The organism is Pirellulimonas nuda (genome assembly GCF_007750855.1).
GTDB lineage: Bacteria > Planctomycetota > Planctomycetia > Pirellulales > Lacipirellulaceae > Pirellulimonas > Pirellulimonas nuda.
Genome location: NZ_CP036291.1, coordinates 1,690,079 through 1,716,794 on the forward strand (window position 1 = coordinate 1,690,079; position 26,716 = coordinate 1,716,794).

Below are 26,716 nucleotides of genomic sequence, written 5' to 3' on the forward strand. Positions count from 1 at the left end.
AGCAACGCAGCGCCGGCCGGCTAAACTGGGCAGCGAACTCCCCAGACCTCGCAAGGCCCCGCCGTGACGCTCCTGATCCGCAATGGCCGCATCGTAACCGCGACCGACGACTACGTGGCCGACGTGCTGTGCGAGGGCGAGACGATCGCCGCCATCGGGCGCAACCTCACCGCCCCCGGCGGGACGGAGGTGATCGACGCCACGGGCAAGCTGGTCATGCCGGGGTTCATCGACCCGCACGTGCATATCTACTTGCCGTTCATGGGGACGTACGCCAAGGACGACTACGGCACCGCAAGCCGCGCGGCGCTGGTCGGCGGCACCACGACGCTGATCGAGATGTGCTGCCCCAGCCGCAGCGAAGACCCGCTCGAAGCGTTTGAGCTGTGGAAGTCGAAGGCCGAAGGCCTCAGCGCGTGCGACTTCACGTTCCACATGGGGGTCACACGGTTCGACGACGACACGCCGCCCAAGCTGCGGCAAATCGTCGAGGCGGGGGTCGCCAGCTTCAAGGTCTTCCTGGCTTACCAGGGGTTCTTCGGCGTCGACGACACAGAGCTGTACAAGACGCTGCGGCTCGCCAAGGAGCTGGGGGTGATCGTCACCGCCCACTGCGAGAACGAGACGCTGGTCGCCCAGCTCCAGCAGAAGCTGCTGGCCGAGGGCAAAACCGGCCCCGAGTGGCACGAGCCCTCCCGTCCGCAAGAGGTCGAGGCCGAGGGGGTCCACCACCTGATGACCTTCGCGGAGCTAACCGGCGCCCACGTCTACATCGTCCACACGAGTTGCGACGGCGCGGTACAAGCGGCGCTCGACGCGCGGCGCCGCGGAGTGCATGTGGCGATCGAGACGGTGATCCCGTACCTGGTGCTCGACGGCACCTACGCCCAGCAGCCCGACTTCGAGGGCGCCAAGTACGTGATGTCGCCACCGATCCGCTCCGCCGATCAGCAGCCGCTGCTGTGGAACCACCTAGCGAGCCGCGACATCGCCACGGTGGCGACCGACCACGCCCCGTTCGACTTTCAGCAGCAGAAAGAGATGGGCCGCGACAACTTCACCCTCATCCCCAACGGCATCCCCACCATCGAGCACCGCGCTACGCTGCTCTACACCCACGGCGTCGCGACGGGCCGCATCAGCCTGAACACGTTCGTCGACTCCGTGAGCACCCAAGCAGCCAAGCTGTTCGGGCTGTTCCCAAGAAAGGGGACGATCGCCGTAGGCTCCGACGCCGACCTAGTGATCTACGACCCCGACTACCGCGGCACGATCTCTGCCGCGACGCACCAGATGGCGACCGACTACAGCGCGTTCGAGGGCTGGGAGCAAATCGGCCGCCCGGAGTGGGTGACGGTGCGCGGCGAGGTGGCAGTGCGCGACGGGGCGTTTGTTGGGGAGCTGGGGAGCGGCCAGTTCTTGAAGCGGGAGCCGACGCACTTTTGAGGGACGATGGACCGGATTACGGGATGGGCGGGATTTACGGGATGAAGAGTAGGATGGGTTATCCCCGTTAGGGGTAACCCATCGGCAGTAAACACAAAGTTATCTTTCTCTCGATTGGAATCAGAAAAATGGACTGGGATCATCCGTTCAATGTAGCAGTAGTCACGGTCGATGAGGTGATTGCCGGCGAACGAGATGTCGTGCTCGTAATGCATGACGAAGGTCATTGCGGCTTCCAATTCTACGATGGCTACGACGTAGGGGGCCGAAAGCCACTCGTCGTTCCCAGGGAGGTGATCCTTGAACTTGATAGCACTCTCGCCGAAGTAACAGATTTACCCGTCGGCTGGTCAGCACGTAGGGAAAAGAAGGGGAGCGAATGGACTAGAGAGCAATCAGCGGACGTCTAGGACGTTAGAAAAGCGATCTACGGGAGGTGATGGGTTACCCCTAACGGGGATAACCCATCCTACATCCCGTCAATCCAGCCCATCCCGTAATCCGGTCCAACGTCCCGCCCAATCACCCCCGCGCCAGCGCATCCGACTGATCCACGAAGTCGTCCCCCGACCACTCCGCGTCCCCCTGGATCATCTTCTTCTGCTGTGCTTTCTGAGATTGGGCCTCGGCCTTCTTGGCGGCGCGGGCCTCGGCTTGGCGCTGCACTAGGTCGGCGTGGGTGGTGAAGTAGGGGAGGCTCTTGCCGCGGAAGTCGTCGATGGCTTCGAAGCCGTGCTTCTCCATGAACGCCAGCAGCGACTCGCACATCTCCTGGACGCAGCGGTAGCCGAACTTCATCACGCCCGTGCAGACCTGCACGGTGTGGCTCCCCAGCAGGATGAACTGCGCCGCGTCTTCGCCCGTCTCGATGCCGCCGATGCCGCTGAGGGTGCGGCCGGGGAACTCCTTGTTGATCAGCGTGGCGATCTCCATGCACATCCGCAGCGCGATGGGCCGCACCGCGGGCCCGGAGTAGCCGCCGGGGGTGGTGTAGCCCTCGACCGACGGCTCGGGCCTGAGGGTTTCTAGGTCGACCGCCACGACGCTGCGGATGGTGTTGATGGCCGCTACCCCCTGGCAGCCGGCCCGCAGGCTGGCGCGGGTGGGGTCTTCGATGTGCGTGACGTTGGGGGTCATCTTGGCCCACACGGGGAGCTTGGCGACTTGCATCACCCAGCCGCACACCTCTTCGAGGATCTCCGGGTTTTCGCCCATCGCGGCGCCCATCCGCCGTTCGGGGAGCCCGTGGGGACAGCTCATGTTCAGCTCGAACGCGTCGACGCCCGCCTCCTCGCACCGGCCCACAATCTCTTGCCAGGCGCCCTTGCTGTACTCCTCCATGATGGACGCGATCAGCACCCCCTCGGCGTGCGAGTCCTTCAGCCGCTTGAACTCGTCGATCCAGGTGTCGAATGAGCGGTCGCTGATGAGTTCGATGTTCTCCCAACCATAAATCTCGTCGCTCTGGCGTCCCCGGAGCCGCGCGTACCGAGGCTGCACGTTGTTCACCTTGCCGGCGTCGAGGCTCACCGTCTTACAAATCACGGCCCCCCAGCCATCGTCAAACGCCCGGCCGATCACCTTGCCGTTGGTGCCGGGAGGGCCCGAGCCAATGACGAACGGGTTGGGGAGGCGGAGGCCGTCGACGGTGGTTTGGAGCGTGGGCATGACGACGTTTTACCACGAAGGGCACAAAGAAGCACGACGGACGCAAAGACGAATAGGACGCGGATGAACGCGGATTACAACGGATTGACAGGGGTCAAGAGAAGGATGGAATTAATCCGTTTCAATCCTCTAGATCCGCGTTCATCCGCGTCCCATTCTTCCTGCTCTCTTGCTTTCCTTCGTGCCCCTTGGCGCCCGTAGTGGTTAACCTTTTTGGAGCTCGGTGAAGACTTCGTCCAGCATCGCCGTCAGATAGTCTGAATCGTCTTTAGTGATGCACATGGGGGGTTTGATCCGCAGGGTGTTGCCGTACAGGCCCCCCTTGCCGAGCAGCACGCCGCGGTCTTTCATACGCTCCATCACCGCGGCGGCCTCGGTGTTCGCGGGTTCCTTGGTCTTGCGGTCGCGGACCAGCTCGACGCCGAGCATCAGCCCGAGGCCGCGGACCTCGCCGATGATCGGGTGCTTTTCCTGGAGCGCCAGCAATGAGTCCTTCATGTGGCCGCCGACGACGCGGGCGTTCTCTTGGATGCCCTCTTCGTCAATCACTTCCAGCGTCGCGAGCCCCTGGGTCATGCTGACGGGGTTGCCGCCGAAGGTGTTGAAGTGGATCCGGTTGTTCATGACTTTCGAGATTTCTTCGGTGGTGGTGAAGGCCCCCAGCGGGATGCCGTTGCCGATGCCCTTGGCCATCGTGATGCCGTCTGGCTTGACGCCCCAGTGCTGGTGAGACCAGTAGTGCTCGCCGGTGCGGCCGAAGCCCCCCTGCACCTCGTCTGCGTAGCACAGGCCGCCGTACTTGCGGACGATCTCGTAGATGATTTGGAAGTACTCCTTGGGGGGAGTCACCGCGCCGCCGACCCCCTGGATGGGCTCGCCGATAAAGCAGGCCACCTCCCCCGGGGTTTGGTAGCGGATCACCTCTTCGATGTCGCGGGCGCACTTCAGGTCGCACGAGGGGTACTCCAGCCCGTAGGGGCAGCGGTAGCAGTAGCCGGCGTGCGTGTGGTGGATCCCCAGCGTCTGGTTGCTCTTAAACTTCCACGTGCCGTGCGCGGTCAGCCCCATCGTGGTAGAGGTTCCGCCGTGGTACGCGTTGCGCAGCGCGATGACGTCGGTGTTGCCGGTGTGCTCGCGGGCACTGAGGATGGCGACCTCGTTCGCCTCGCTGCCGCTGTTGGTGAAGTAGCTGCGGGTGAGCCCGTCGGGCATCTTCGAGGCCAGCTTCTCGGCGAACTGTCCCAGCACCGGGTTCAGGTAGATGGTGGTGGTGTGCTGCAGCTTGCCCGACTGCGCCTGCACCTTTTCCAGCACCTTGGGGTGGCAGTGTCCCACGCTCACCGTCACGATCCCCGCAAACGCGTCGAGATACCGCCGCCCGGTCTCGTCCCACACGTACTGCATCTTCCCCTCGACGATCATCAAGGGCTCTTTGTAGTACGTAATCACGCCGGGCGAGACGTACTGCTTCCGCAGCGCGATCACCTCCGCGCGCGACGGGCCGGTGTAGGGGGCGGGCTGGTGGTTGATGATGGGGAGCTGCATGGGGATGGTTGGGCGAAGGACGTAAGGGGAGGTGGGGATGAAAAAGAGATGGGGGGATGGTCACGCGAGGGTTTGATTTCTTTTCGGTGGCGAAGACAGTTTGATTCCTTCCTCTGAGGGCGGGCTCTTGACGATTGCAGGTCGGCGCCTCCGAGAGACCATCCCCCTATCCCGTCGTCATCCCCACATCCCCCTAGGTGATATCCCCCCCTTCGGGCACCAGCACGCCGGGGCCGACGAGGCCCCGTTCTTTGTCGGTGCCCGGGATCAGGTTGTCGAGCGTGATGCCCAAGATGGCGGCAACCGCCATGCCGGTCTTGCCCACGGCGCCGAGGATGGGACCGAGGCCCCACGGGACCGCGTTGATCATCGCTTCACCGGCGTCGCTGTAGAAGTACGCGGGGACGCTGAGGCCCATGAACAACGCGAAGCCGCCGATCAGCAGGTTGCGGTCGCTGCTCAGGTCGGCCTGGGCAAACTGCCGCACCCCGACGGCAGAGATCAGCCCGAACATCACGCAGTACAGGCCCCCCACCACCGGCTGCGGGATGGCCGCGGCCACGGCGCCGAACTTGCCGAACAGCCCCAGCACGATCAGCAGCACGCCGGCGAGCTGCACCACGTACCGGCTGCCGACCTTGGTGAGCCCCACGAGGCCGACGTTCTCGGAGTAGCTGGTGCTGCTGAACCCGCCGAACATGCCCGTCAGCGCGCAGCCAATGCCCTCAAAGCCGATGCCGCGCGAGATCTGCTCGGGGCTTGGATCCCCCGCGCCGGCAAGCTGGCTGCACGCGTGGTAGTCGCCGAACGACTCGATCATCGACGCCAGGTAGCCGGCCAGCACCGCGACCACGAACGCAGTGGAGAACCGGGGCAGGCCCCAGGGGAAGAAGACGCCTGTCGTGCGGAGCCACTCGGCGTGCTCGACCGCGTCGAAGCTGACCCGTGCCGGGTGCTCGGGGCCGTAGACCCCCGTGGCGGTAAGCACCCCGCATACGCCGACGGCGCCGAGGATCGCTAGCAGCATCGGGAAGAGGCGGAACACGAGGCTGTGACGGGCCAACACCAGCGAGAACGAGATGATCAACGCCATTGTCAGCAGGCTGGTGGGCCAGTGCCCCGCGGCCACGGGCGCCCCGGCGCCGTAGAGCGCCAGACCGATCAGCATAATCACCGGCCCCACCACCACGGGCGAGAGGTACCGCCGCACCGCGCCGGCCAGCCCCGAGAAGCCGATCGCCATCTCGGCCAGTGCGCCGAGGATCACGGCGCCCGCGATGTACTGCATGCACATGCCGCCGTCGCCACCAAGGCCTCCTTCGCTTGTCGGCTTGAGGACCGTCGGGATGATCACCCCCGAGAACGCAGCCAAGAACGAAAAACTAACCCCCTGGATGATCGGCAGCCGCGAGCCGAACGTGGTCTGGAGCAGCGTCGCCACGCCGCTGCAGAGCATGACCGAAGAAATAAGCAGCGCGGTCTCCGTGGCGTCCATCCCCATCGCCGGCGCCAGCAGCAGCGGCACGGCGACCGTCGAGCCGAACATCGTGAGCACATGCTGCACGGCCAGCACCATCGCACGCGGCAGGGGGGGCTTGGAGTCGATGCCGTAGATAATCGGCTGGTTCTCCTGCATAGACGATGGGCCGGATGACGGGATGGGCGGGATTTACGGGCGGGGGTTTGGAGCGGCGTTATGGTACAGTCTGGGTGTGGAAACGCAAAACTTAAAGCCGACGGTGGTGGCATTCGGCGACGAAGTTCTCGACCGAATGGCGAGGGCGGTCGAAAAAGTTCAAGAGCGGCTGCGTCGCTCTACCGCCGCTCTCGAAGCGGCCCATGTGCCGTACGCGGCCTTCGGCGACAACGCAGTGGCGGCTTGGGTCGCGACCATCGATCCGGGCGCGGTTCGCCACGCTGTTGACATCGAGATGCTCGTCAATCGCGGTGACTACGCCTCGGCGAAGAAAACCCTTGAGAGCGTCGGCTTCCTGCAGCACGACGAGATGACATTCGTCGATGGTGCCGACGGAAGCCCACGCGAGGCAGTCCGCCTGCTATTTGCCGGCGAGAAGGCCAAGGAGGGCCACGTAGCCGCCGCTCCGTGCGTATCAGCAGACAGCACGCACACCGCATTCAAGCTGCTGCCGCTGGAACCGCTGGTGTTGCTTGAGCTGACGCTGTGGCGATGCGTCTGTCGCCTCCACGTTCGCGACTTGATCGAAATCGGCCTAGTCGATCAATCATGGCCTCAGCGGTTCACCCCCGCGCTGGCGGGGCGGCTGCAAACGTTGCTGGACGATCCGGACGGGTGACAACGAACCGGCTCGTCGGGATCGGCGGAGAAATCTCCCCGGCGGCATGGATTTTAGCAGAGGCCGGTACGGCATAGAAATCGCAGTCGGCGAGACGCGGCTAAGAAGCGGGAATGTCGATCGACCTAATGAGCTTGGCTTGGATGAGAGTATGGCGACCATCGTCGTGCTCTAGGATCATCATCCCGTGAAGCTCCCAGGGAAAACCACCCTTTGCCTGACTCGAATTGGTAACGCCGACGATTCGCACATTCTCGTAGACCTTGCCGCTGCCGAGAAAGACGTTGCAACGCTTACCTTCACCAAGCACTCCCGCAATCTTGATTCGGTTGACGCCTCCATCCCGGCGAAGCATCCCAAGCAGCGTGAAAAACACGGCGCAGAAAACGATCCCCAATGCAATAGCCCCGACGACACTGATCGCCTTTTCAAACGGGTGAACTTCAGCAAGGATCACCATTCTAATCTCCGTGACTACTGCGAGCCCTGATGTCTTCCGGCTCAAACCAGTTGCGAGCAATTGTGATTGGTTGTATCCCGTAAACCCCGCCCATCCCGTCATCCGGTCCATCGTCCCTCAAAGCTCCACAATCGCCCCATAAGTCTCCGGCCGGCGGTCCCTGAAGAACTGCCACGTGTTGCGCACCTCGCGGATCAGGTCGAGGTCCATGTCGACGATCACGATGTCGTCCTCGTCGCGCTTCGTGCTCTGAGCGATGAACTGGCCTCTGGGATCAACAAAATAGCTCTGGCCGTAGAACTCGCCGATCCGCCACGGCTCTTCCCAGCCGGGGCGGTTGATGGCGCCGACGAAGTACTGGTTGGCGACCGCGTGGGCGGGCTGTTCGATCTTCCACAGGTACTCGCTGAGGCCCGCGACGGTGGCAGACGGGTTGAAGACGATCTCCGCGCCGGCGAGCCCCAGGCAGCGCGCGCCGTCCGGGAAGTGGCGGTCGTAGCAGATGTAAACGCCCACCTTGCCGACCGCGGTGTCGAACACCGGGTACCCCAAGTTCCCGGGGCGGAAGTAAAACTTCTCCCAGAAGCCCGGGTTGCACTGCGGGATGTGGATCTTGCGGAACTTGCCCAGGTACTTGCCGTCCGCGTTGATCACCGCGGCCGTGTTGTAGTAGACGCCGGTGAGTTCCTCTTCGTACAGCGGGACCACCAGCACCATTTCATGCTTTTTGGCCAGCTCCTGCATTAGCTTGACGGTCGGGCCGTCGGGGACGCGCTCGGTCAGCTCGTACCACTTGGTCTCTTGCTCGGCGCAGAAGTAGGGGCCGTAGAACAGCTCCTGCAGGCAAACGACCTGGGCGCCCGCGTCCGCGGCCTGGGCGATCATGGCGACGTGCTTGTCGATCATCGCCTGCTTGATCTTCTCGACGGGCGAGGTGCTCGGCTCGCAGGTGGTGGCCTGAATCAAGGCGCCGCGGACGGGTCGGGGCATAGGGAGGGACGGGGGGTTGGGGGCGGGAACGCGGCGGTTAATACCACGGCACTGGCCTGGCTGCTGTTCTCCGGTATCCTAACCGACCTGGGGCGAGACTCCAAAGCAGAAACTCTCGCCTCTCGCCCCGAGCTTCTACCCCTGGCCCCGCGCCCCCAGCCATGCCAACTATCGAAACGGTCCCCTCGTTCAGCGGCGGCGTCTGGTCATCATTGGACGCCACCGCCTACGAGGAAGTTTTCAACCCTTCCACCGGCACCGTGATCGCCCGCACGCCGCTGGCCAGCGCGGGGCAGACCGCCGAAGTCGTAGAAGCCGCCGCGCGGGCGCTGCCCGGCTGGAGCGCAACGCCGGTGGTCGAACGCGCGCGGGTGATGTTCCGCTTCCGCGCGCTGATGGAGCAGCACTTCGACGAGATCGCGGCGCTGGTGACCCGCGAACACGGCAAGACGCTCACCGAGGCCCGCGCCGAGGTGAACCGCGGCGTCGAGATGGTGGAGTTCTCTTGCGGCATCCCCAGCCTGATCATCGGCGACATGCTGCCGAACATCGCCGCGGGGGTCGACGCCCAGTGCGTGCGGCACCCGGTGGGGGTGTGCGTAGGGATCACGCCGTACAACTTCCCCAACATGGTGCCGCTGTGGATGTTCCCGGTGGCCATCACCTGCGGAAACACGTTTGTGCTGAAGCCATCGGAGAAAGTGCCCCTCTCCGCCGTGCGGCTGGGCGAGCTGCTGGCCGAGGCGGGGCTGCCCGCGGGTGTGTTCAACATCGTCCACGGCGGCAAGGAGTGCGTTGACGCGTTGCTGACCCACCCCAAGGTGTCGGCCGTGTCGTTCGTCGGTTCGACGCCGATCGCGGAGTACATCTACAAGACCGGCACGGCGCACGGCAAACGGGTGCAGGCCGCCGGGGGGGCCAAGAACCACCTGATCATCATGCCCGACGCGGACCTGGACCGAACGGTCAAGCAGCTCGCCGCCAGCGCCTACGGCTGCGCGGGCCAGCGCTGCATGGCGGGGAGCCTGGCGGTGGCGGTCGGCTCGGCGGGCGACCCGATGGTCGAGGCGCTTGTGGATCTGGGCGCCGCGATGAAGGTCGGCCCCTCCGACGGTGACGAGTCGGTCGCCATGGGGCCGGTGATCCGTGCCGAACACCGCACGCGGGTCGCCACGGCGCTGGAGAACGCCAAGAAGGACGGCGCCACGCTGGCGCTGGACGGCCGCGAACGGGGCATGACGGACGACGCGTTCTTGATCGGCCCCAGCGTGGTGGACCACGTGACGCCGGAGATGCGGATCGCCAGCGACGAGGTGTTCGGCCCCGTGCTGTCGGTCGCCCGTGTGAAGAACCTGGAGGAGGCGCTGGCATTGGGGGACGCGTGCGACTACGGCAACGGCGCGGTCATCTTCACCCGCGACGGCTACGCCGCCCGCGAGTTCACGCGTCATTTCAATGCGGGGATGATCGGCGTGAACGTCGGCGTGCCGGCGCCGATGGCGTGGTTCCCGTTCACCGGCTGGAACCGCTCGTTCTTCGGCGACCTGCACGTGCAGGGGACCGAGGGGATCCAGTTCTACACCCGCCAGAAGGTGACGCTCACGCGCTGGCCGCGGACGGACGAATCGCACCTCGACCCGGTTTGGCGCGACGCCCCTCGCCAATAGCCAAGGCGAGCCGTCGGCGTCAGCCGGCGGAGCAACGCCTGTCTTCACCCGGATTGCGCCGGGCGTCCTCGTCCCTGCTCGGTGCGAACATGCGCCGTCCTCCGGCCGCTGACGCCGACGGCTCCCCTATTGAGTCCAGCACCGGGGGGTGGTGGGGTGGGGGCCATCGCGCGTGCGTGCGATCCATACTGATCGGCCTAGGCGCGCCTCTCGGGCGCACATCGGCCTGCAACGCCTGACGCGAGCCCTTTGGCACATCACTTGCAGCTTGGTTGAGTACGGTTTCTCGATTCTGACACTCGAACCAAAGGACTCACCATGGCTACTGCCACTCTCAAACGCAGTGTTCTTTCCGCTAGCACCATCAACGGCGATTCGGTCGAAAACTTGGCCGGCAAAGACCTGGGCACGATCAAGGACCTGATGATCGACCTGAATACCGGGCGCGTCGCGTACGCGGTGCTGTCGTTCGGCGGCTTCCTCGGCTTCGGCAACAAGCTGTTCGCCGTGCCGTTCAAGGCGTTGCAGGTCAATTGCGACAAGGAGTGCTTCACGCTCGATGTCGACAAGGAGCGGCTTGAGAACGCCCACGGATTCGACGAGAACAACTGGCCAGACATGGCCGATCAGTCCTGGCAGACGGACGTGCACGGTGTGTACGGCGTCGACCCCTACTGGAGCTAGCCCCACCGTTACGGGTTAGATCGACTCCCAACCAACGGCCGCCGCAGCAATGCGGCGGTCGTTTTTTTGTGTCGGCTGCTACGCCTCGCCGACGGCTGATCCCGATGTGGCTGCTAGAAGAGACGAAATAGCCCAGTTGTGATCGTCAAGCTTGCTCGAACGCTTCCCAGTCCAACCCAAGTTGGCGTACCGCAGCGCGAAGCGTCCCAACTTTTAGGTCCTTTCCCCCATGATCTGGCAAGACCGCTGACCGTCCAGCAATCGGATTGCGCCACTTGCGGTGGGAACCACCGCCGCGGCGTGGGGTCTCCACGCAGCCGAGGATTGCTAGCCGTCGGACCGCCTCTCGATACTTCACGGCGACGCTACCAACACGTCGGACCAAAAGAGCTCGCCGCTCGGTGGCGCCTGCACTCCAGCGGGCAACGAGCGGCCTTCGTCGGCGTACAGCTCGACGACCGCAGCCAGCGCGTCCTGGGCGTTGGCGAACGCCTCGTCGAGGGTGTCTCCCTCCGTCACCAATTCTGGGAGCGCAGAAGAGGTAACTGTAAACCCCCCTTCGGGTTGGGGGACGAAGCAGAGGGGGACTCGGTAGAGCATTTTTGATTGGCTCCGGTTCGCTTTTGGAATCGCTCTCTATGATATCAACTCCGGCGCCAAGCGAGAATCGATTGCCTACCTTCGACTACAACTTCACCGTCCCCGCCCCGCTCACGGAGGTGGCCGCGTTCCACTCGGACACCCGCGCGCTCAAACTGCTGACGCCCCCGCCGACGATCGTGCGGATCCACTCGGTCGAGCCGCTGGCCGAGGGCTCGGTCAGCAAGTTCACGCTGTGGGTGGGGCCGATCCCCTTGCGGTGGACGGCGGTCCATCGCAACGTCTCGCAGCGCGGCTTTACGGACGTACAGGCGGAGGGGCCCGCCGCCCGTTGGGAGCACACCCACACCTTCACGCCGATCGGCCCGGACCAGACCCGGATCGACGAGCACATCGATTATCAGCACCGCAGCGGGTGGCGGGGGCTGCTGACGCGGGTGCTGTTCGCGCGGGCGAATCTGTCGTTCATGTTCGCCTACCGGGCGTGGGTCACCCGTCGCCGGCTGCGGGGCACGGGCCGGGCCCGGTAGGCAGACGGACCCCGCCGGGGCCTGCTGGCCCAGAATTCTAGGGGCGCCAGCATGAACGGCCTGGTTTCGGGCCGCGTATGGCATGTCGGGTGGGCGTTTGACGCCCCGCCCCCCGGTTGCCGGGGAGGCCGCTTCGAGCCTACAACGTCGGACACTCAACCTATGCCCCGCAAACCGCAATCTCGTCAAACCTGTATGCATTGCCGCCCCAATCCCAGCAGCCCGCTGAAGACGCGTCTCGGGATGCTCGCCGCTGAGTTGTCGATGTTTCTTGCGCTGCTTGCGCTCGCCGCCAGCGGGTGCGCCACGTCGGTCGCCGACGCGCCGCAGCTCTCCGCCAAGAAGGCCCCCGCGGCCGACAAGCCCCACATTGTTAATAAGCCTATGCCCGCCTCGCTCGAAGACGCCCCGTTGATCCCCCGCGAAGTGCTGTTCGGGAACCCCACGCGGGCCCAGGCGCGGATCAGCCCCGACGGCAAGTGGCTCAGCTTCTTGGCGCCGGTCAAGCAGCCCTCGGGCGCCGAGGTGATGAACGTCTGGGTGGCGCCCATCGACAAGTTCGAAGAAGCGGTCGCCGTGACCGAGGACAAGCTCCGCGGCATCCGCGGGCATAGCTGGTCGAACGACGCCAAGAGCATCCTCTACTCGCAAGACAAAGGTGGCGACGAGAACTGGCACCTCTACGCCACCGACGTCGCGACCAAGAAGACACGCGACCTCACCCCCATCGAGGGCGTGAACGCCCAGATCGCCGGCGACAGCCAGCAGTTTCCCGGCGAGATCCTGGTCGGCCTGAACGACCGCAACCCGCAACTGCACGACATCTACCGCGTGAACCTGGCCACCGGCGAGCGGAAGCTGGTGCAAGAGAACCCCGGCGTGGCCGGCTTCATCACCGACGACAAGCTCAACGTCCGCATGGCGCTCAATTTCACCGAGACCGGCGGCCAGGTGTGGATGCTCCCCAAGGGAGAGGCCGGCGAGACTGGCTTCCCCGACTGGGACGTCATCGAGACGTTCGGCCCCGAAGACGCCATGACCAGCGGCCCGGCCGGCTACACGGCCGACGGCAAGACCTTCTACTTCCAGGACAGCCGCAACCGCGACACGGCGGGGCTGTTCGCCACCAGCACCGAGACGGGCGAGACCAAGCTGATCGCCGAAGACAAACGGGCCGACGCCGGCGGTGCGCTCGTCCACCCGGTGACGCAGAAGATCCAGGCGGTCTCCTTTACGTACGCCCGCCGCGAGTGGCGTGTGCTCGACCCCACCGTGCAGGCCGACCTCGACTATCTGGGTAAGTTCCAGGACGGCGAGTTTGAGGTCACCAGCCGGACCACCGACGACACGACCTGGTCGGTGGCGTACATCCTCGACGACGGCCCGGTGAAGTACTACCGCTACACACGCCCCGCGAAGGGGGGGCCGGGCGAGCGGAGCATGACTTACCTGTTCAGCAGCCGCGACGACCTCGACCAGTACCCGCTGGTCAAGATGCACGACCGCGTGATCGAGAGCCGCGACGGCATGAACCTGGTCTGCTACCTCACGCTCCCGCCCGGCAGCGACCCGGACGGCGACGGCGTCCCCAACGCCCCGGTGCCGATGGTGCTCGACGTCCACGGCGGCCCCTGGGCCCGCGACGGCTGGGGCTTCAACGGCGAGCACCAGTGGCTCGCCAACCGCGGCTACGCGGTGCTGAACGTCAACTACCGCGGCTCGACCGGCTTCGGCAAGGAGTTCATCAACGCCGCCAACGGTCAGTGGTCGGGTCAGATGCACGACGACCTGCTCGACGCGGTCGACTGGGCCGTGAAGCAAGGGATCGCCCAGCGCGACAAGGTCTGCATCATGGGCGGAAGCTACGGTGGGTACGCCACCCTGGTGGGGCTCACCTACACGCCGCAGGAGTTCGCCTGCGGGGTGGACATCGTCGGCCCCAGCAGCCTGGTGACCCTGCTGCAGAACGCGCCGCCGTACTGGGCGCCCTTCATGCCGGTGATGAAGCTCCGCGTCGGCGACTGGACCACCGACCTCGGCAAAGAGGAACTCCTGAAGCGCTCGCCGTTGACGCGGGTAGACAAGATCGAGCGGCCGCTGTTGATCGGCCAGGGCGCCAACGACCCGCGCGTCACGCAGGTCGAGGCGGACCAGATCGTCGAGGCGATGCAGGCCAAGAACATCCCGGTCACCTACGTCCTCTACCCCGACGAGGGGCACGGCTTTGCCCGCCCCGAGAACCGCATGAGCTTCAACGCGGTGACCGAGGCCTTCCTGGCCGAGCACCTCGGCGGCCGCTACGAGCCCATCGGTGAAGACTTCGAAGGCGCGAGCATCACCGTGCCGACCGGCGCCAACGAGGTGCCGGGCCTAGAGGCGGGCCTGAAAGCCGCGGGCGATTGACGGGCTAGGGGCTCTCGACAGGCGAGGCCTGACCTACGTTGTCGATCCGCTTGCGGAACTTTTGGTGCAGCCGTTTCTGGCGGTCGTCAAGATCGACCTCTTCGCCACGGAGCCACGCGCGCTGAACGTGCGTGGGGGTTTCTAGCGGGTCGCCGTCGCAGATCAGCAGCGTCGCCTCTTTGCCCACTTCGAGCGAACCGACCCGGTCGTCGACCCCAAGGATCTGGGCCGGGTAGAGTGTGATCGCCTTGAGCGCTTCGTCACGCGGCAGGCCGTAGCCGGCCGCGGTGGCGGCGTGGTAGGGGAGGTTCCGCACGTTCGAGGCGAAACGCCCGCCGCCGGCGATGCAATACCGCACCCCTGCTTTGCGGAGCCGCTCCGGCAGCGTGTAGGGGGCGTCGTAGTCGTCCCCGCGCCGCAGCGGCAGACGATGGATCGCCGAAACTACCACCGGCACGTCGTGCGCCTTGAGCAGCGCGGCGCAGTGCGGCGCGTCGTAGCCCCCCATGATGATCAGCCTCAGCTTCTGTTCTGCGCAAAACGCTACGGCCGATTCGATCTGGTCGAGCCAATCGGCGTCGACGATCAGCGGCTGCTCGCCACGCAGCAGCGGGCCCATCGCCTCCCAGCGGATGTCAAACGGCGTCTCGGGGTCGGCGTCGCGGGCCGCTTGATAGGCGCGGGCGTCGTCGAGCAGTTGCGCCATCCGCCGCAACGATGCTTCGCTCGTGTCTTTTTCCGAACCGCGTTTGCGCGTCGCCGGCCAACGGACGTGCATCCCCACGCCGGGCCGCACCAGCATGTCCTCCCAGGTCCAGCCCCCCAAGCGGATCAGGCTGCTCTGGCCGCTGAACAGCCCGCCGTCAGGCGCGGCCAGGGCCAGCAGCACCCCCCCTGATCGTGTGACCGGGATCAACTCGCTGTCGGGGTTCACCGCCTTGTGGGCCATCGCGTTGGGGTTGAAGTCGCCCGCTTCGCTCGTGTCGACCGTCGCCCGCACCGAGGGGAGTTCCACCAGCCCCAACTGCGAGTAGGCCGCGATCAGGCCGGGGTAGACGTGCAGCCCCGCGGCGTTGACCTTCTGCGCCCCCTGGGGAACCTTCACGTCCGCGCCCAAGGCGGTGATCGCCCCGTCGGTCATCACCAGCGTGGCGTGCTCGATCGGGTCGGACGAGACGGGATGGACCGTCCCCCCGACCAACGCGACCGTGCCCGCGGGCGCAGCCGTCGAGGCCAGCAGCAGAAGATAGAAGCAGAGCGAGCGTATCATCGGCAGTCGTACCCGGAGCAAAAGATGTCGCAGCGCGGCCACAGCGACGAAGGATCGGTTTTCTCGTCGCCGGCGCCCGCGGGGGATTCGCCAGAGTCGAGCACGAGCTGGATGAGCCGCTGCTTCAGCTCGGCGTCGCGCTTGCGGGCCGCTGCGTCTGCGCTGCGGCTGAAGTACCGGCGCCCGTCGATCCAGGTCTGCTCGCAGCGAGCGAAGTTCGACAGCGGCGGCCCGCTCCACAACGTCAGGTCGGCCTGCTTGCCCGGCTCGACCGAGCCGACCAGCCCGTCGATCCGAAGCTGCCGGGCCGCGTTGAGCGTGACAAACTTCAACGCCTCTTCGGGGGGCACGCCGCCGTACTTGACGGCCTTGGCGGCGTCCTGGTTCAGGTGTCGGCCCAGCTCGTGGTCGTCTGAGTTGAACGACACCACCACCCCCGCGTTGTGCATCAACGCGCCGTTGTACGGGATGGCGTCGTACACCTCGAACTTGTAGGCCCACCAGTCCGCGAAGGACGACGCCATCGCCCCGTGCGCGGCGATCTCCGGCGCCAGCTTGTAGCCCTCGAGGATGTGTTGCAGCGTGCCGATCTGCACGCCGAAGCCTTCGAGCGTCCGCAGCAGCGCCAGGATCTCGCTCTGCCGGTACGAGTGGCAGTGGATCCAGCGCTGGTGTTCTAAGATCTCAACCAGGGCTTCTAGCTCGAGGTCGCGCCGCGGCGGCAGCCCACGCCCGGTCCGCTCCCAGCGTCGCAGCTCGCCACGGTAGCCCTGCGCGGCCCGGAAGGCGTCGATCATCAACTCGTCGACCCCCATCCGCGTCTGCGGGTACCGGCTGCTGTAGCGTTCGCCCCAGTTGCTCTGCTTGACGTTCTCTCCGAGCGCGAACTTGATGCCCAGCGGCGCCCCCACGAACTTCATCTCCTCGGGCCCCGCGCCCCAGCGGAGCTTGATCACCTGATTCTGCCCGCCGATCGGGTTGGCCGACCCGTGCAAGACGTTCGCCGTGGTCACGCCGCCGGCGAGCTGGCGGTAGATGGTGATGTCGTCGGGGTCGATAAAGTCGCCGATCCGCACCTCGGAGGTGATCGCCTGACCGCTCTCATTGATGCCGCCGTCGGTAGCGATATGGGAGTGGCAGTCGATGATGCCCGGTGTGAGGTGCATGCCGGCCGCGTCGGCCACCCGGCACCCCTTGGTGGGTGCGTCGACGCCCACCCGCTCGATCACACCGTCGCGGACCACGACGGTGGCGTTTTCGATCACTCCGGCAGGGCCGCAAGTCCAGACGGTCGCCCCGACGAACGCGACCGCTTCTTGCTGGGGCGCCTGGGTGACGCCGAAGGCGCCCAGCGGGTAGTTCACGGCGACGTCGATCGCTGCCGGCGTGCCTTTGTCTTTCTGGCCGTCATCGTCGCCTTGCTTGCCGCCGCCTTCGGCGACATCGCCTTCTTCATTGGCGACTTTCTCATCGCCCTCTTTCTTGGCGTCGTCTTTCGCATCGGCGTCTTTCTCATCGGCGCTTTCTACGGCGCCGGCGTCTGACTTCTCGTCTTTGTCGGCTTCCGCCCGCTCGTCGTCGCTGGTTCGCACCGCGGAGAATGCAACCTGGACGCCGTTAGGCAACACGAACGATCCGACCAGCTTGGGGGGATCTCCGGCCGAGAGCGTGGCGGCGATCGTCACCTTGCCGTCGACTCCCAGCGGTTTGCCGTCGGCAACGCCGCTGAGCTGGTAGCCCAACAACGCGAACGGCTTGAGCGTGACCGCTGCGTCGGCGTCTTTCTTGGGCCCCGCTTCTTTCTTGTTCTCAGTTTGCTCTTCGTTCTCGTGCGCCCGCGTCTTTGCGTCCTTGTCTTCGTTGTCGCTATCGCTGTCTTGCTTGCCTTGGCCTTCGTCTTGGTCTTCAGGGTCGGCTGCTTCATTTGGCCCGTCATCCGGACTCTGGCTGGCCGCCGCGCTGGGCGGCTCCGCCGCATCTTTGCCGGGGGCCTGCTCGGCAGGAACCGGCGCGAGTGTGCCCTTGGCCTTGGCGCCGTCGCCCTCGACCTCGAGCCGCCACTGCTTGTTCTCGCCGAGCTTCTTGCTGGCGGAGATCAGCCACGGACCTGAGAGGTCGCTCACCGGATCGGGCTTGACTTTGTACTCGACCCCTTCGACCCAGGTAGCGATGAGCGTCGTTTTGTGTTGGAATAAATCGCCATCGGCCACCACAAAGTTCGCCAGTTGGCCCGGATCGAGCGTCCCTAGCTGATCCTCCGCGCCAAACAACTGGGCGGGGGTGGTGGTCAACGCGGCCAGGGCGGCGTCACGATCGAGCCCGCGATCGACCGCCTTGCGCACCTGCTTGAGGAAGGCGCCGCGGTCCTTCAGGCCGTGCGAGGTCAGGGCGATGGGCACCCCTGCCGCTGCGAGCCGCCCCGGGTTCTCTGGCGCCAGCCGCCAGTGCATCAGCACGTCGAGCGGAGCGTCGAGCGACTCAATGGGCTTGGCGACCGGCGGGGGCTTGGGAAAGTCGACCGGCACGATCACGGTGCGGCGCGTCTGGCGGATCGCTTCGAGCCGCCGGTACTCGTTGCCGGAGCCGACCAGGGCGAGCCGCAACGCAAACTCGCGCGCGAACGCGTCGGCCCGCAACGCGAACAGCTCGTTGGGCGCGTCGGCGAGCACCAGGGCGCCCCCGTCGAGCGTTCCCATCAGCGTCTGGAGCGCGAGGTTTGCCTCGGGGCGGGGCAGGGCGGGGTCGGCCCGCAGCGCGGCCTGGGCCTCGCGTAGCCACGCCGCGTCGATCATCGCCTGCCGGGCCAGCGCCACGGCGCCCATCGGCGAGGTGGGGTAGCGGCGGTTGCCCCCGGAGAAGCCGACCGTCAGACGCAGGTGCTGCGCCGCGGACGCATTGAGGATCGCCTCGCGTGAATCCCCGTCTCCCAACAGCACCAACGCGCTCTGGCCCTTGATGACCCCTGAGTCGGGCGCCACCAGCCGGGCCGCAAAGCCCTGGCTGCGGAGCGTCTTGTTGAGCGCGGCGTCCGGCGTGTAGCCGGCCGCCGCTGAGCGCTGCGGCGAGATCTTCTCGTGCCAGTACCCCGGGCCGGGAGGATCGGCCTCGGCCTTGGCCTCGCCGAAGGCGTCGATGAACCCCGCGTACACCACCCGTCCGGCCAGATCGACGATGCGGGCGCCCGCGGGCGCGACGACGTCGGCGCCCACCTGCTCGATACGCCCATCCCGCACGACGATCGTGCCAGACTCAATCACGCGGCCCGGCGCCGCAACGATGCGGGCGCCGGTGAGCGCGTAGTGGCTGGGGGTCGCCTCGCGGAGGCCGTCGGCCGGTCGGGTCGAAACCGGCGCTGCCGCTGCCGGCCAAGCCAGCATCCAGGCAAGAGCAAACGGAAGGAGGGTGCGCATCTGGCGGGCTGAGCGGGGTGGGGGGGCGGAGCCTAGTTTGCTTGAGCCGCGTGGGCGAAGCAACCCATCCCGATCGCGGCGTCCCGGCCCGCTAGAACAGCGGCGGTCGCCCCATCTGTCGGCGCCAATTCGAGAGGTGCCCCAGGTGGAACGACTCGTGTGTGCTCATCAGGTGGGCCAGCAGGTCGCCCGCGGTAGGGAACGCACGCCTGAGCACGGCGGATTCGATCGGGTTGGGGACCGTCAGGCTCTCGGGGTCGACCCGCGGCAACGCAGCGACAACCGCGGCGTGCCCTTCCTTGAGCGCGATCAGCAGCTCTGCCTTGCTGGGGTAGGGGTGCTGCTGGCTCAGCGGCTCGCTGCCGGGGCCGAACTCCTCGCTCCACTCTGCGGGGAGCCGTTTGGGCTCGCCGAGCAGGCCGAGCGCAAAGTCGGTGCAGATCGCCAAGTGTCCCACGATCCAGGCGGGCGGGTTCACGCCGGGGGAAGGTTGGAGCTGCATCTGCTCTTCGTCGACGTCTTCCAGCAACCGCTGGCAGTACCCGAGGGTGAAGTCGTAAAGCCGCAACAGGGGATCGTTCATGATTCGCCCGGGAAAGCTACCGAAGGACCACAGAGCCGTCGGACCGCCCCGCGGAGGGCGGCCTCAATTCTCCCCCATTGTCGGGTGAGCCCGAAGCGGCTGCAACGGGTGGCCCAAATGCGGTATCATCGTCGGTCGTTCAAGCAGGCACCCCCGTCACTCGCCAACCGCACCTACGCCATGGCCGCCGCCGACCCGTTCAAAGCACGCGACACCTTCCAGACCAAGAGCGGAGAATACGCCCTCTACCGGCTCAGCCGGCTCGAAGAGGCGGGGCTAACAACCGTCTCCAAGCTCCCGTACTCCGTGCGGGTGCTGCTAGAGAGCCTGCTGCGCAACTGCGACGACTACGTGGTGTCGCAGGACGACGTGAAGAACCTCGCCGGGTGGAACAAGACCCGGGGCGCGAACCCGGTCGAGCTGCCGTTCAAGCCGGCCCGCGTGGTGCTGCAGGACTTTACCGGGGTGCCCTGCGTGGTCGACCTGGCGGCCATGCGGTCGGCGATGAAGCGGCTGGGCGGCGACCCGAACCGCATCAACCCGCTGAACCCGGTCGACCTGGTGATCGACCACTCGGTGCAGGTAGACCACTACCTGGGCGCCGGCGCCCTCGATTTCAACATCGAGATGGAGTTCGAGCGCAATCAGGAACGCTACGAGTTCCTCCGCTGGGGCCAGAAGGCGTTCGACAACTTCCGCGTGGTTCCGCCGGGGACCGGGATCGTCCACCAGGTCAACCTGGAGTACCTGGCCAAGTGCGTGTTTGTGCGCGACGGGGTGGTGCTGCCCGACTCGCTGGTGGGCACCGACAGCCACACCACCATGATCGACGGCCTCGGGGTCGTTGGCTGGGGCGTCGGGGGCATCGAGGCCGAGGGGGTGATGCTCGGCCAGCCGATCTACATGCTCACGCCCGAGGTGGTCGGCATGGAGCTTACCGGCAAGCTCCCGGCCGGCGCCACCGCGACCGACCTGGTGCTGACCGTCACCGAGATCTTGCGGAAGCAGAAGGTGGTGGGCAAGTTTGTGGAGTTCTACGGCGCCGGCGTTAGCTCGATGAGCCTGGCCGACCGGGCGACCATCGCCAACATGTCTCCCGAGTACGGCGCCACGATGGGTTTCTTCCCGGTCGACGACGGGACGTTGGAATACCTCCGGCAGACGGGCCGCACCGCCGAAGAGATCGACCTGGTAGAGCGGTACTGCAAGGAGAACCAACTGTTCCGCACGGACGATGCGCCGGCGCCCGAGTTCAGCAGCACGGTCGAGCTCGACCTGGCGACGGTGGTTCCCAGCCTCGCCGGCCCGAAGCGGCCGCAGGACCGCATCCCGCTAGCTGCGATGAAGCCTCAGTGGCGGAAGGACCTGATCGAGGTTTACGAGAAGGGCTGCGTATCGACGCCCGCCAAGTGGGAAGGGGAGGGGGGGCAGCCCATCGACCCCGAGGGGGCCGCGTCACCGGCCGCCGCCGTCGCGGTTTCCGACCCGGGTTTTGACGGCATCCATGTCGAGAACGCAGGTTCCACGTTCCAGCTCCACCACGGCAGCGTGGTGATCGCCGCGATCACGAGCTGCACCAACACGTCGAACCCCAGCGTGATGGTCGCCGCCGGCTTGGTGGCGAAGAAGGCCGCCGCCGTTGGGCTGCAGGCCAAGCCGTGGGTGAAGACCAGCATCGCACCCGGCAGCCGGGTGGTGACCGATTACTACGAGAAGAGCGGCCTCGATAAGGAGCTGGCGAAGGTCGGCTTCTACACCGTGGGCTACGGCTGCACCACCTGCATCGGCAACTCCGGCCCGCTGCCGGCGCCGATTAGCGCGGCGATCCGCGAGCACGATCTGGTAGTCGCGGGCGTGCTCTCGGGGAACCGGAACTTCGAGGGGCGGATCAACCCCGACGTCAAAGCCAATTACCTGGCGAGCCCCCCGCTGGTGGTGGCCTACGCGCTGGCCGGCACGACCGACATCGACTTCGCCAGCGAGCCGATCGGCGAGGGAGATTCGGGGCCGGTCTACCTGAAGGACCTCTGGCCGACGCAGCAGGAAGTGCAGCAGGTGGTAAAGGCGTGCGTGCTCCCCGAGATGTTCGAGGAGCAGTACGGCGACGTCTGGGAAAAGAACCCCAAATGGAACGCGCTGCCGATCACCGGCGGCGAGCTGTACGACTGGCAGCCCGGCAGCACGTACATCCAGGAGCCCCCGTTCTTGGCGACGCTGACCGAAGAGGTCCTCCCGATCGCGCCGATCGCCGGCGCCCGCTGCCTGGCGCTGCTGGGCGACTCGGTGACCACTGATCACATCTCCCCCGCGGGGGCGATCGCCAAGGACAGCCCCGCGGGTCGGTTCCTGATGAACGCCGGCGTCGAACCGGTCGACTTCAACAGCTACGGCGCCCGCCGCGGCAACGACCGTGTGATGACGCGCGGCACGTTCGCCAACATCCGCATCCGCAACCAACTGGCGCCCGGAACCGAAGGGGGCGTCACCAAGCACCTCGGCAGTGATGAGGTGATGCCCATCTACGACGCGGCGATGAAGTACATCAAGGAGGGCACGCCGCTGGTGGTGCTGGCCGGCGCCGAGTACGGCACCGGCAGCAGCCGCGACTGGGCCGCCAAGGGGACCTACCTGCTGGGGGTCCGCGCCGTGTTGGCCGCCAGCTACGAGCGGATCCACCGCAGCAACCTGGTGATGATGGGGGTGCTGCCGCTGCAGTTCGAGGAGGGGACCACCTGGCAGTCGCTCGGGCTCACGGGCGAAGAGACCTTCGCGATCCCCGACCTGGGCGACAGCCTCAAGCCGCTGCAAACCATCACCGTGCAGGCGGACGGCAAGACCTTCCCGATGAAGGTCCGCATCGACACCCCGGTCGAACTGGACTACTACCGCCACGGCGGCATCCTGGCGTTCGTGGTGCGCAAGCTGCTGAAAGAAGGCTAAGCACAGCGCTTCGCAAGCTCGCCGAGCGACCCCAATAGCCGACGGGCTCCGCCCCGTCGGTCTGCGTACCGGTCCGCCTCCTCCCGGCTCATCCCGACGCCCCCAGAATCGATGAAACCTTCCCTCCTCGCCCGGTCGTTCGTCGCCGTCCTCGCCTCTGTCCTCGCGGCGTCAGCCGCTGAGCCGTTGGACCTCACGTGGCCCAAACGGCCAACGGCCATCCCCGAGGTCCCGCGCGACCGCGTGATCGGCTTCGCGCTCTACACCACGCAGAACGGCGTCCTCAAGCTCTCGGCTCAGTTGTTCCCGCTGAAGGTCGAGGAGTCGCGCGAAGTGACGCTAGAACTCGACCGGGGCGACGGCAAGTGGGGCGCGTTCGCCACGCAGAAGGTCGACGACGACCACTGGCACACCTGCTTCCGTGTGGAGGGCTGGGACGAGTCACGCGACGGTCGCTACCGCCTGACCCACCCGGGGGGCGCCGTGTACGAGGGGCGCGTGCGGCGCGACCCGGTCGAGAAAGAATCCATCGTCGTCGCCGGGCTGAGCTGCAACTCGAACCAGGGACGCGACCGCCGCGACGACGTGGTGCGCAACATCCAGGCACAAGACCCCGACATGGTCTTCTTCGCCGGCGACCAGAGCTACGACCACCGCGAGCACCTGTTCGCCTGGCTGCTGTTCGGCTGGCAGTTCGGCGAGGTGATGCGCGACCGGCCCAGCGTCACCATCCCGGACGACCACGACGTCGGCCACGGCAACCTGTGGGGAGACGCCGGCCGCAAATCGACGCGTCAGGCGGGGGACGACGGCGGCTATTTCATGCCCGTGGAGTACGTCAACATGGTGCAGCGGGCGCAAACCGCACACCTGCCGGACCCCATCGACCCGACCCCCGTCGCCCGCGGGATCACGGTCTACTACACCCGGCTGCAGATCGGCCGCGTTGATTTCGCGATCATCGAAGACCGCAAGTGGAAGACCGGTCCGGCGGGGCTCGTCCCCATGCAGGGCCCGCGGTCCGACCACATCAACGATCCCGGCTACGACCGCCAGTCGATCGACGTTCACGAGGCCCGGCTGCTGGGCGACAGACAGCTTGCGTTCCTCGACCGTTGGGGGCAAGACTGGACCGGCGCCGACGTGAAGTGTGTCCTCTCGCAGACCATCTTCTGCGGCGGCGCCCACATCCACGGAGGCCAGCAGGGACGGCTGCTGGCCGACCTCGACTCCAACGGTTGGCCCCAGGCGGGCCGAAACCGCGCGCTCATCGCGATGCGCAAGGCGTTCGCGTTTCACATCGCGGGGGACCAGCACCTGGCGACCATGATCCACCACGGCGTGAACGACTGGGAGGACGCCGGCTGGAGCTTCTGCGTCCCGTCGATCATGAACTACTACCCCAGGTGGTGGAAGCCGCTCGAAGAGGGACTGGCCCACGACCCCGCCAGCCCGCTCCCCTACACCGGGCGGTACTACGACGGCTTCGGCAACAAGGTCACCATGGCCGCCTACGCCAACCCCGCGCCGGGCAACGAGCAAGGGGCGGGCTACGGCCTGGTTCGGTTCAACAACAAGTCCCGCGTGATCACCGCGGAGTGCTGGCCCAGGCACGTCGACGTCACCAAGCCGGGCGCCCAGCAGTACCCCGGCTGGCCGGTAAAGATCCCGCAGCTCGAGAACTACGGCCGGGTGCCGATGGGCTACTTGCCCGCGATCGAGCTCCGCGGCGGCGTCGAGCCGGTGGTGCAGGTGGTCGACGAGTGGACGGGCGACGTGGTCTACACGATCCGGGCCTGGGGCAAGCAGTTCCGCCCCCCCGTCTACAAGACCACCACCACCTACACCGTGCGGATCGGCGAGGGCGGCTCCGTCCAAGAGCACACGGGCCAGGCGGCGAGCCCACTGGAGCAGCCCAGCAACGCTCCCCAAAAGTAACCTCAGCCACAACCAACCACCCGCAATAGCCGACGGGCTACGCCCCGTCGGCGCGCGAAGAGAACGCCAACAACTGCCAAACGCCGACGGGGCGTAGCCCGTCGGCTATGCGGTCGCTGTTGGCGCCGTTGCGATTAATCTTCCTCGACGCGCAGCGTCGCCCGCGACATCACCTCTTGCTGCACGTTGCCCGGGGCCTGCTCGTAGCCCGACAGCTCCATCGTGTAGCTCCCCTGGCCGCCGGTCATGCTGCTGAGGGTGCGGGCGTAGGTGGTCACCTCCGCCAGCGGCGCCTTGGCCTCGATGGTGGTCATGCCGCCGCCGTTCTGGTCCATCCCCAGCATCTGGCCCCGCCGGCCGGAGAGGTCGGCCGAGACGTCCCCCACGTTCGCCTCGGGGGCGGTGATGTGCAGGTGCACAAACGGCTCGAGCAGCGCCGGCGACGCCTGCTTGAAGACCTCTGCGAACACGCGGTTCGCGGCGGTGCGGAAGGCGTTCTCGTTCGAGTCGACGGGGTGGTCCTTGCCGTAGAACACCTCCACGCAGACATTCTTCACCGGGCAGCCGGTGATCACCCCCTGCTTGAGCCGCTCGAGGAAGCCCTTCTCGATCGCCGGCATGAAGTTCCCCGGGATCGTTCCCCCCACCACCGAATCGACCCACAGGAAGTGGTTCTCTGGGTGGTAGTGGTGGTTCTTGAGCTGTGGGAACCGTTCCTTCGTCGCGAACTCTTCTGGCTTGGCGTCGTCGGGGAAGGGGTAGATACGCACGTGCACCTCCGCGAACTGCCCCGCGCCCCCGGTCTGCTTCTTGTGGCGGTACGAACCCTCCGCGGTGCCGTTCACCGTTTCGCGGTAGGGGATCTTCGGCTCGTGCGTGTCGAGCTCTACGTGGTCGCGCCGCGCCACCCGCTCCTTGAGCAGTTGCAGGTGCAGCTCGCTCATCCCGGTCAGCACCGTTTGCTTGGTCTCCGGGTCGTGCTCAACATGGACGGTGCTGTCTTCCTCCACCAGCCGGTGCAATGCGGTAGAGAGCTTTGCTTCTTCGCCGCGGTTCTTGGCCGAGACGGCCAGGCCGATCATCGCGGTCGGGAAGGGGATCGGCGGCAGGATCGCGTCGCCCAGCGAGGCGCCGGTGTGCAGCTCTTCGCACTTGGCCACCGCGACGATGTCGCCTGCGACCGCCGCGTCGATCGGCTCTGTCTTGTCGGCCTGCACGCGCAGCAGCGCCCCGATCTTGACCACTTTCCTGGAGTCGGGGCAGGGGACCACGCTGTCGCGTTTGAGGGTCCCCGAGAAGACGCGGATGAACGAGAGCTTCTGCACGAAGGGGTCGATCCGTGTGCGGAACACCTGGGCCGCCAACGGGCCGGCCGGGTCGGCCTTCAGGGCCACGGTGTCCTGGCCAATCGTCGCGGTCCGCTCGACCCCTCCGGGGGGGAGCGCCTCCTCGGCCAGGAAGTCGAGCAGCTCGTCGAGGCCGATGCCGTTCTTGGCGCTCACACACACCACCGGGGTCGCTTGGCCCTGCTGCATCGCCCGCACCGCGAGCGCCGCCAGCTCGGCGTGCTCCGGCTCGTGGCCCTCGAAGTATTCTTCCATCGCGTGGTCGTCGACCTCGATGATCGCCTCGACAGCCTGCTCGTGCAGCGCATCGGCCTCGAGCCCCGAGGCGAGGTGCTCGCCGTGCGTGGGGTCGAGCACGTTGACCATCTTGTGCAGTTCTGGCCCGACGCCGTCGGGGGCGTCCACCAGCACGCAGTGGTCGCCGAACGAGGCGTGGATCGAGTCCATCAACGCCGCCAGGTCGACCGTCTGATCGTCCAGCTTGGTGATGCAGAGGATCCGCGCCAGCCCCGCCTTGCCCGCCTCGTTCCACACGCGCCGCGTGCCGACCTTCACGCCGGCGTGGGCGTCCACCACCACCAGCGCCGTGTCCGCCCCGCGCAGGGCGCCGATCGTCTGACCGATCAGGTCGGGGTACCCCGGCGTGTCGATCAGGTTGAAGTGCCTGCCCGCGTGCTCGAAGTGGACCACGCTCGCCTCGATCGAGTGCTTGTGGCGCCTCTCCTCGGGGTCGAAGTCGCAGACGCTGCTGCCGGCGTCGACGCTGGGGGACCCCTGCACGGCCCCGGTCTTAACCAGCAGGGCGTCGATCAGCGTCGTCTTGCCGGCCGAACCGTGGCCGCAGACGGCGATATTCCGGATATTGGAGGTGGTGAGGGTCATCGTTGGAGCTCCGAGAGAAGAGTGAGGAGAGAGAGCGCC

At 66.4% G+C, this 26,716-nt stretch carries 20 protein-coding genes; 9 read left to right on the forward strand and 11 right to left on the reverse strand.

Features of this window, described 5'->3' with window-relative positions; translation table 11 throughout:
- Window positions 1-63 precede the first annotated feature (63 nt).
- Window positions 64-1,446, forward strand: a complete 1,383-nt coding sequence (hydA, locus tag Pla175_RS07035; RefSeq protein ID WP_145282548.1) for a dihydropyrimidinase — start codon at window positions 64-66, stop codon at window positions 1,444-1,446.
- 128 nt (window positions 1,447-1,574) lie between these two features.
- Window positions 1,575-1,856 carry a hypothetical protein gene (locus Pla175_RS07040; protein ID WP_145282550.1) on the forward strand — a complete coding sequence of 94 codons (282 nt, stop codon included), beginning with the start codon at window positions 1,575-1,577 and terminating at the stop codon, window positions 1,854-1,856.
- A gap of 112 nt (window positions 1,857-1,968) precedes the next feature.
- Here the strand turns inward: Pla175_RS07040 and preA are convergent, their stop codons facing one another.
- From preA to Pla175_RS07055, 3 genes are all read right to left on the reverse strand, one after another.
- On the reverse strand, window positions 1,969-3,114 hold the full coding sequence (gene preA, locus Pla175_RS07045) for an NAD-dependent dihydropyrimidine dehydrogenase subunit PreA (RefSeq protein ID WP_145282552.1): 1,146 nt from the start codon (window positions 3,112-3,114) through the stop codon (window positions 1,969-1,971).
- Between the two features lie 204 nt (window positions 3,115-3,318).
- Window positions 3,319-4,659, reverse strand: a complete 1,341-nt coding sequence (locus tag Pla175_RS07050; RefSeq protein WP_145282554.1) for an aspartate aminotransferase family protein — start codon at window positions 4,657-4,659, stop codon at window positions 3,319-3,321.
- A gap of 193 nt (window positions 4,660-4,852) precedes the next feature.
- Window positions 4,853-6,295, reverse strand: a complete 1,443-nt coding sequence (locus Pla175_RS07055; protein ID WP_145282557.1) for a uracil-xanthine permease family protein — start codon at window positions 6,293-6,295, stop codon at window positions 4,853-4,855.
- Window positions 6,296-6,371: 76 nt separating this feature from the next.
- Between Pla175_RS07055 and Pla175_RS07060 the strand changes: the two genes are divergently transcribed.
- The gene (locus Pla175_RS07060) at window positions 6,372-6,974 is read left to right on the forward strand and encodes a hypothetical protein (RefSeq protein ID WP_145282559.1); all 603 of its coding nucleotides are present in this window, start codon (window positions 6,372-6,374) and stop codon (window positions 6,972-6,974) included.
- Window positions 6,975-7,074: 100 nt separating this feature from the next.
- On the opposite strand, the gene Pla175_RS07065 is transcribed toward Pla175_RS07060, so the two are convergent.
- The gene (locus Pla175_RS07065; protein ID WP_145282561.1) at window positions 7,075-7,434 is read right to left on the reverse strand and encodes a hypothetical protein; all 360 of its coding nucleotides are present in this window, start codon (window positions 7,432-7,434) and stop codon (window positions 7,075-7,077) included.
- A 117-nt stretch (window positions 7,435-7,551) separates the two neighbouring features.
- Window positions 7,552-8,424 (reverse strand): nitrilase-related carbon-nitrogen hydrolase, encoded by an 873-nt coding sequence (locus tag Pla175_RS07070; protein WP_145282563.1) that lies wholly within the window; start codon window positions 8,422-8,424, stop codon window positions 7,552-7,554.
- Window positions 8,425-8,585: 161 nt separating this feature from the next.
- On the opposite strand from Pla175_RS07070, the gene Pla175_RS07075 reads away from it, so the two are divergent.
- Window positions 8,586-10,091 carry a CoA-acylating methylmalonate-semialdehyde dehydrogenase gene (locus Pla175_RS07075; protein WP_145282565.1) on the forward strand — a complete coding sequence of 502 codons (1,506 nt, stop codon included), beginning with the start codon at window positions 8,586-8,588 and terminating at the stop codon, window positions 10,089-10,091.
- A 318-nt stretch (window positions 10,092-10,409) separates the two neighbouring features.
- Complete coding sequence (locus tag Pla175_RS07080; RefSeq protein WP_145282567.1) at window positions 10,410-10,775, forward strand: PRC-barrel domain-containing protein; 366 nt, start codon at window positions 10,410-10,412, stop codon at window positions 10,773-10,775.
- A gap of 145 nt (window positions 10,776-10,920) precedes the next feature.
- Here Pla175_RS07080 and Pla175_RS27005 read toward each other — a convergent pair whose 3' ends face one another.
- Together Pla175_RS27005 and Pla175_RS07090 are read right to left on the reverse strand one after the other, a co-directional pair.
- A complete protein-coding gene (locus tag Pla175_RS27005) occupies window positions 10,921-11,133 on the reverse strand; it encodes a type II toxin-antitoxin system HicA family toxin (RefSeq protein WP_145282570.1) in 213 nt (70 codons plus the stop codon).
- Complete coding sequence (locus tag Pla175_RS07090) at window positions 11,130-11,375, reverse strand: type II toxin-antitoxin system HicB family antitoxin (protein WP_145282573.1); 246 nt, start codon at window positions 11,373-11,375, stop codon at window positions 11,130-11,132. The genes Pla175_RS27005 and Pla175_RS07090 overlap by 4 nt, the downstream gene beginning before the upstream one ends.
- 71 nt (window positions 11,376-11,446) lie before the next feature.
- On the opposite strand from Pla175_RS07090, the gene Pla175_RS07095 reads away from it, so the two are divergent.
- Both Pla175_RS07095 and Pla175_RS07100 read left to right on the forward strand, forming a co-directional pair.
- Entirely contained in the window at window positions 11,447-11,905 is a 459-nt protein-coding gene (locus tag Pla175_RS07095) for an SRPBCC family protein (protein ID WP_145282575.1), read from the forward strand.
- 195 nt (window positions 11,906-12,100) lie between these two features.
- A complete protein-coding gene (locus Pla175_RS07100; protein ID WP_231954238.1) occupies window positions 12,101-14,308 on the forward strand; it encodes a S9 family peptidase in 2,208 nt (735 codons plus the stop codon).
- A gap of 4 nt (window positions 14,309-14,312) precedes the next feature.
- Here the strand turns inward: Pla175_RS07100 and Pla175_RS07105 are convergent, their stop codons facing one another.
- The 3 genes from Pla175_RS07105 to Pla175_RS07115 all read right to left on the reverse strand — a co-directional run bounded on the left by Pla175_RS07105 (window position 14,313) and on the right by Pla175_RS07115 (window position 19,571).
- Window positions 14,313-15,578 carry an amidohydrolase family protein gene (locus Pla175_RS07105; protein WP_145282577.1) on the reverse strand — a complete coding sequence of 422 codons (1,266 nt, stop codon included), beginning with the start codon at window positions 15,576-15,578 and terminating at the stop codon, window positions 14,313-14,315.
- Window positions 15,575-18,988, reverse strand: a complete 3,414-nt coding sequence (locus tag Pla175_RS07110) for an amidohydrolase family protein (RefSeq protein WP_145282580.1) — start codon at window positions 18,986-18,988, stop codon at window positions 15,575-15,577. The genes Pla175_RS07105 and Pla175_RS07110 overlap by 4 nt, the downstream gene beginning before the upstream one ends.
- 91 nt (window positions 18,989-19,079) lie before the next feature.
- Window positions 19,080-19,571 carry a DinB family protein gene (locus tag Pla175_RS07115; RefSeq protein ID WP_145282582.1) on the reverse strand — a complete coding sequence of 164 codons (492 nt, stop codon included), beginning with the start codon at window positions 19,569-19,571 and terminating at the stop codon, window positions 19,080-19,082.
- Between the two features lie 180 nt (window positions 19,572-19,751).
- On the opposite strand from Pla175_RS07115, the gene acnA reads away from it, so the two are divergent.
- Together acnA and Pla175_RS07125 are read left to right on the forward strand one after the other, a co-directional pair.
- Window positions 19,752-22,511, forward strand: coding sequence for an aconitate hydratase AcnA (gene acnA / locus Pla175_RS07120; protein WP_145292009.1), 2,760 nt, complete (start codon window positions 19,752-19,754; stop codon window positions 22,509-22,511).
- Window positions 22,512-22,622: 111 nt separating this feature from the next.
- Complete coding sequence (locus tag Pla175_RS07125; RefSeq protein ID WP_145282584.1) at window positions 22,623-24,449, forward strand: hypothetical protein; 1,827 nt, start codon at window positions 22,623-22,625, stop codon at window positions 24,447-24,449.
- A gap of 134 nt (window positions 24,450-24,583) precedes the next feature.
- Here Pla175_RS07125 and Pla175_RS07130 read toward each other — a convergent pair whose 3' ends face one another.
- Window positions 24,584-26,677 (reverse strand): elongation factor G, encoded by a 2,094-nt coding sequence (locus Pla175_RS07130; RefSeq protein ID WP_145282586.1) that lies wholly within the window; start codon window positions 26,675-26,677, stop codon window positions 24,584-24,586.
- Window positions 26,678-26,716: the final 39 nt, after the last annotated feature.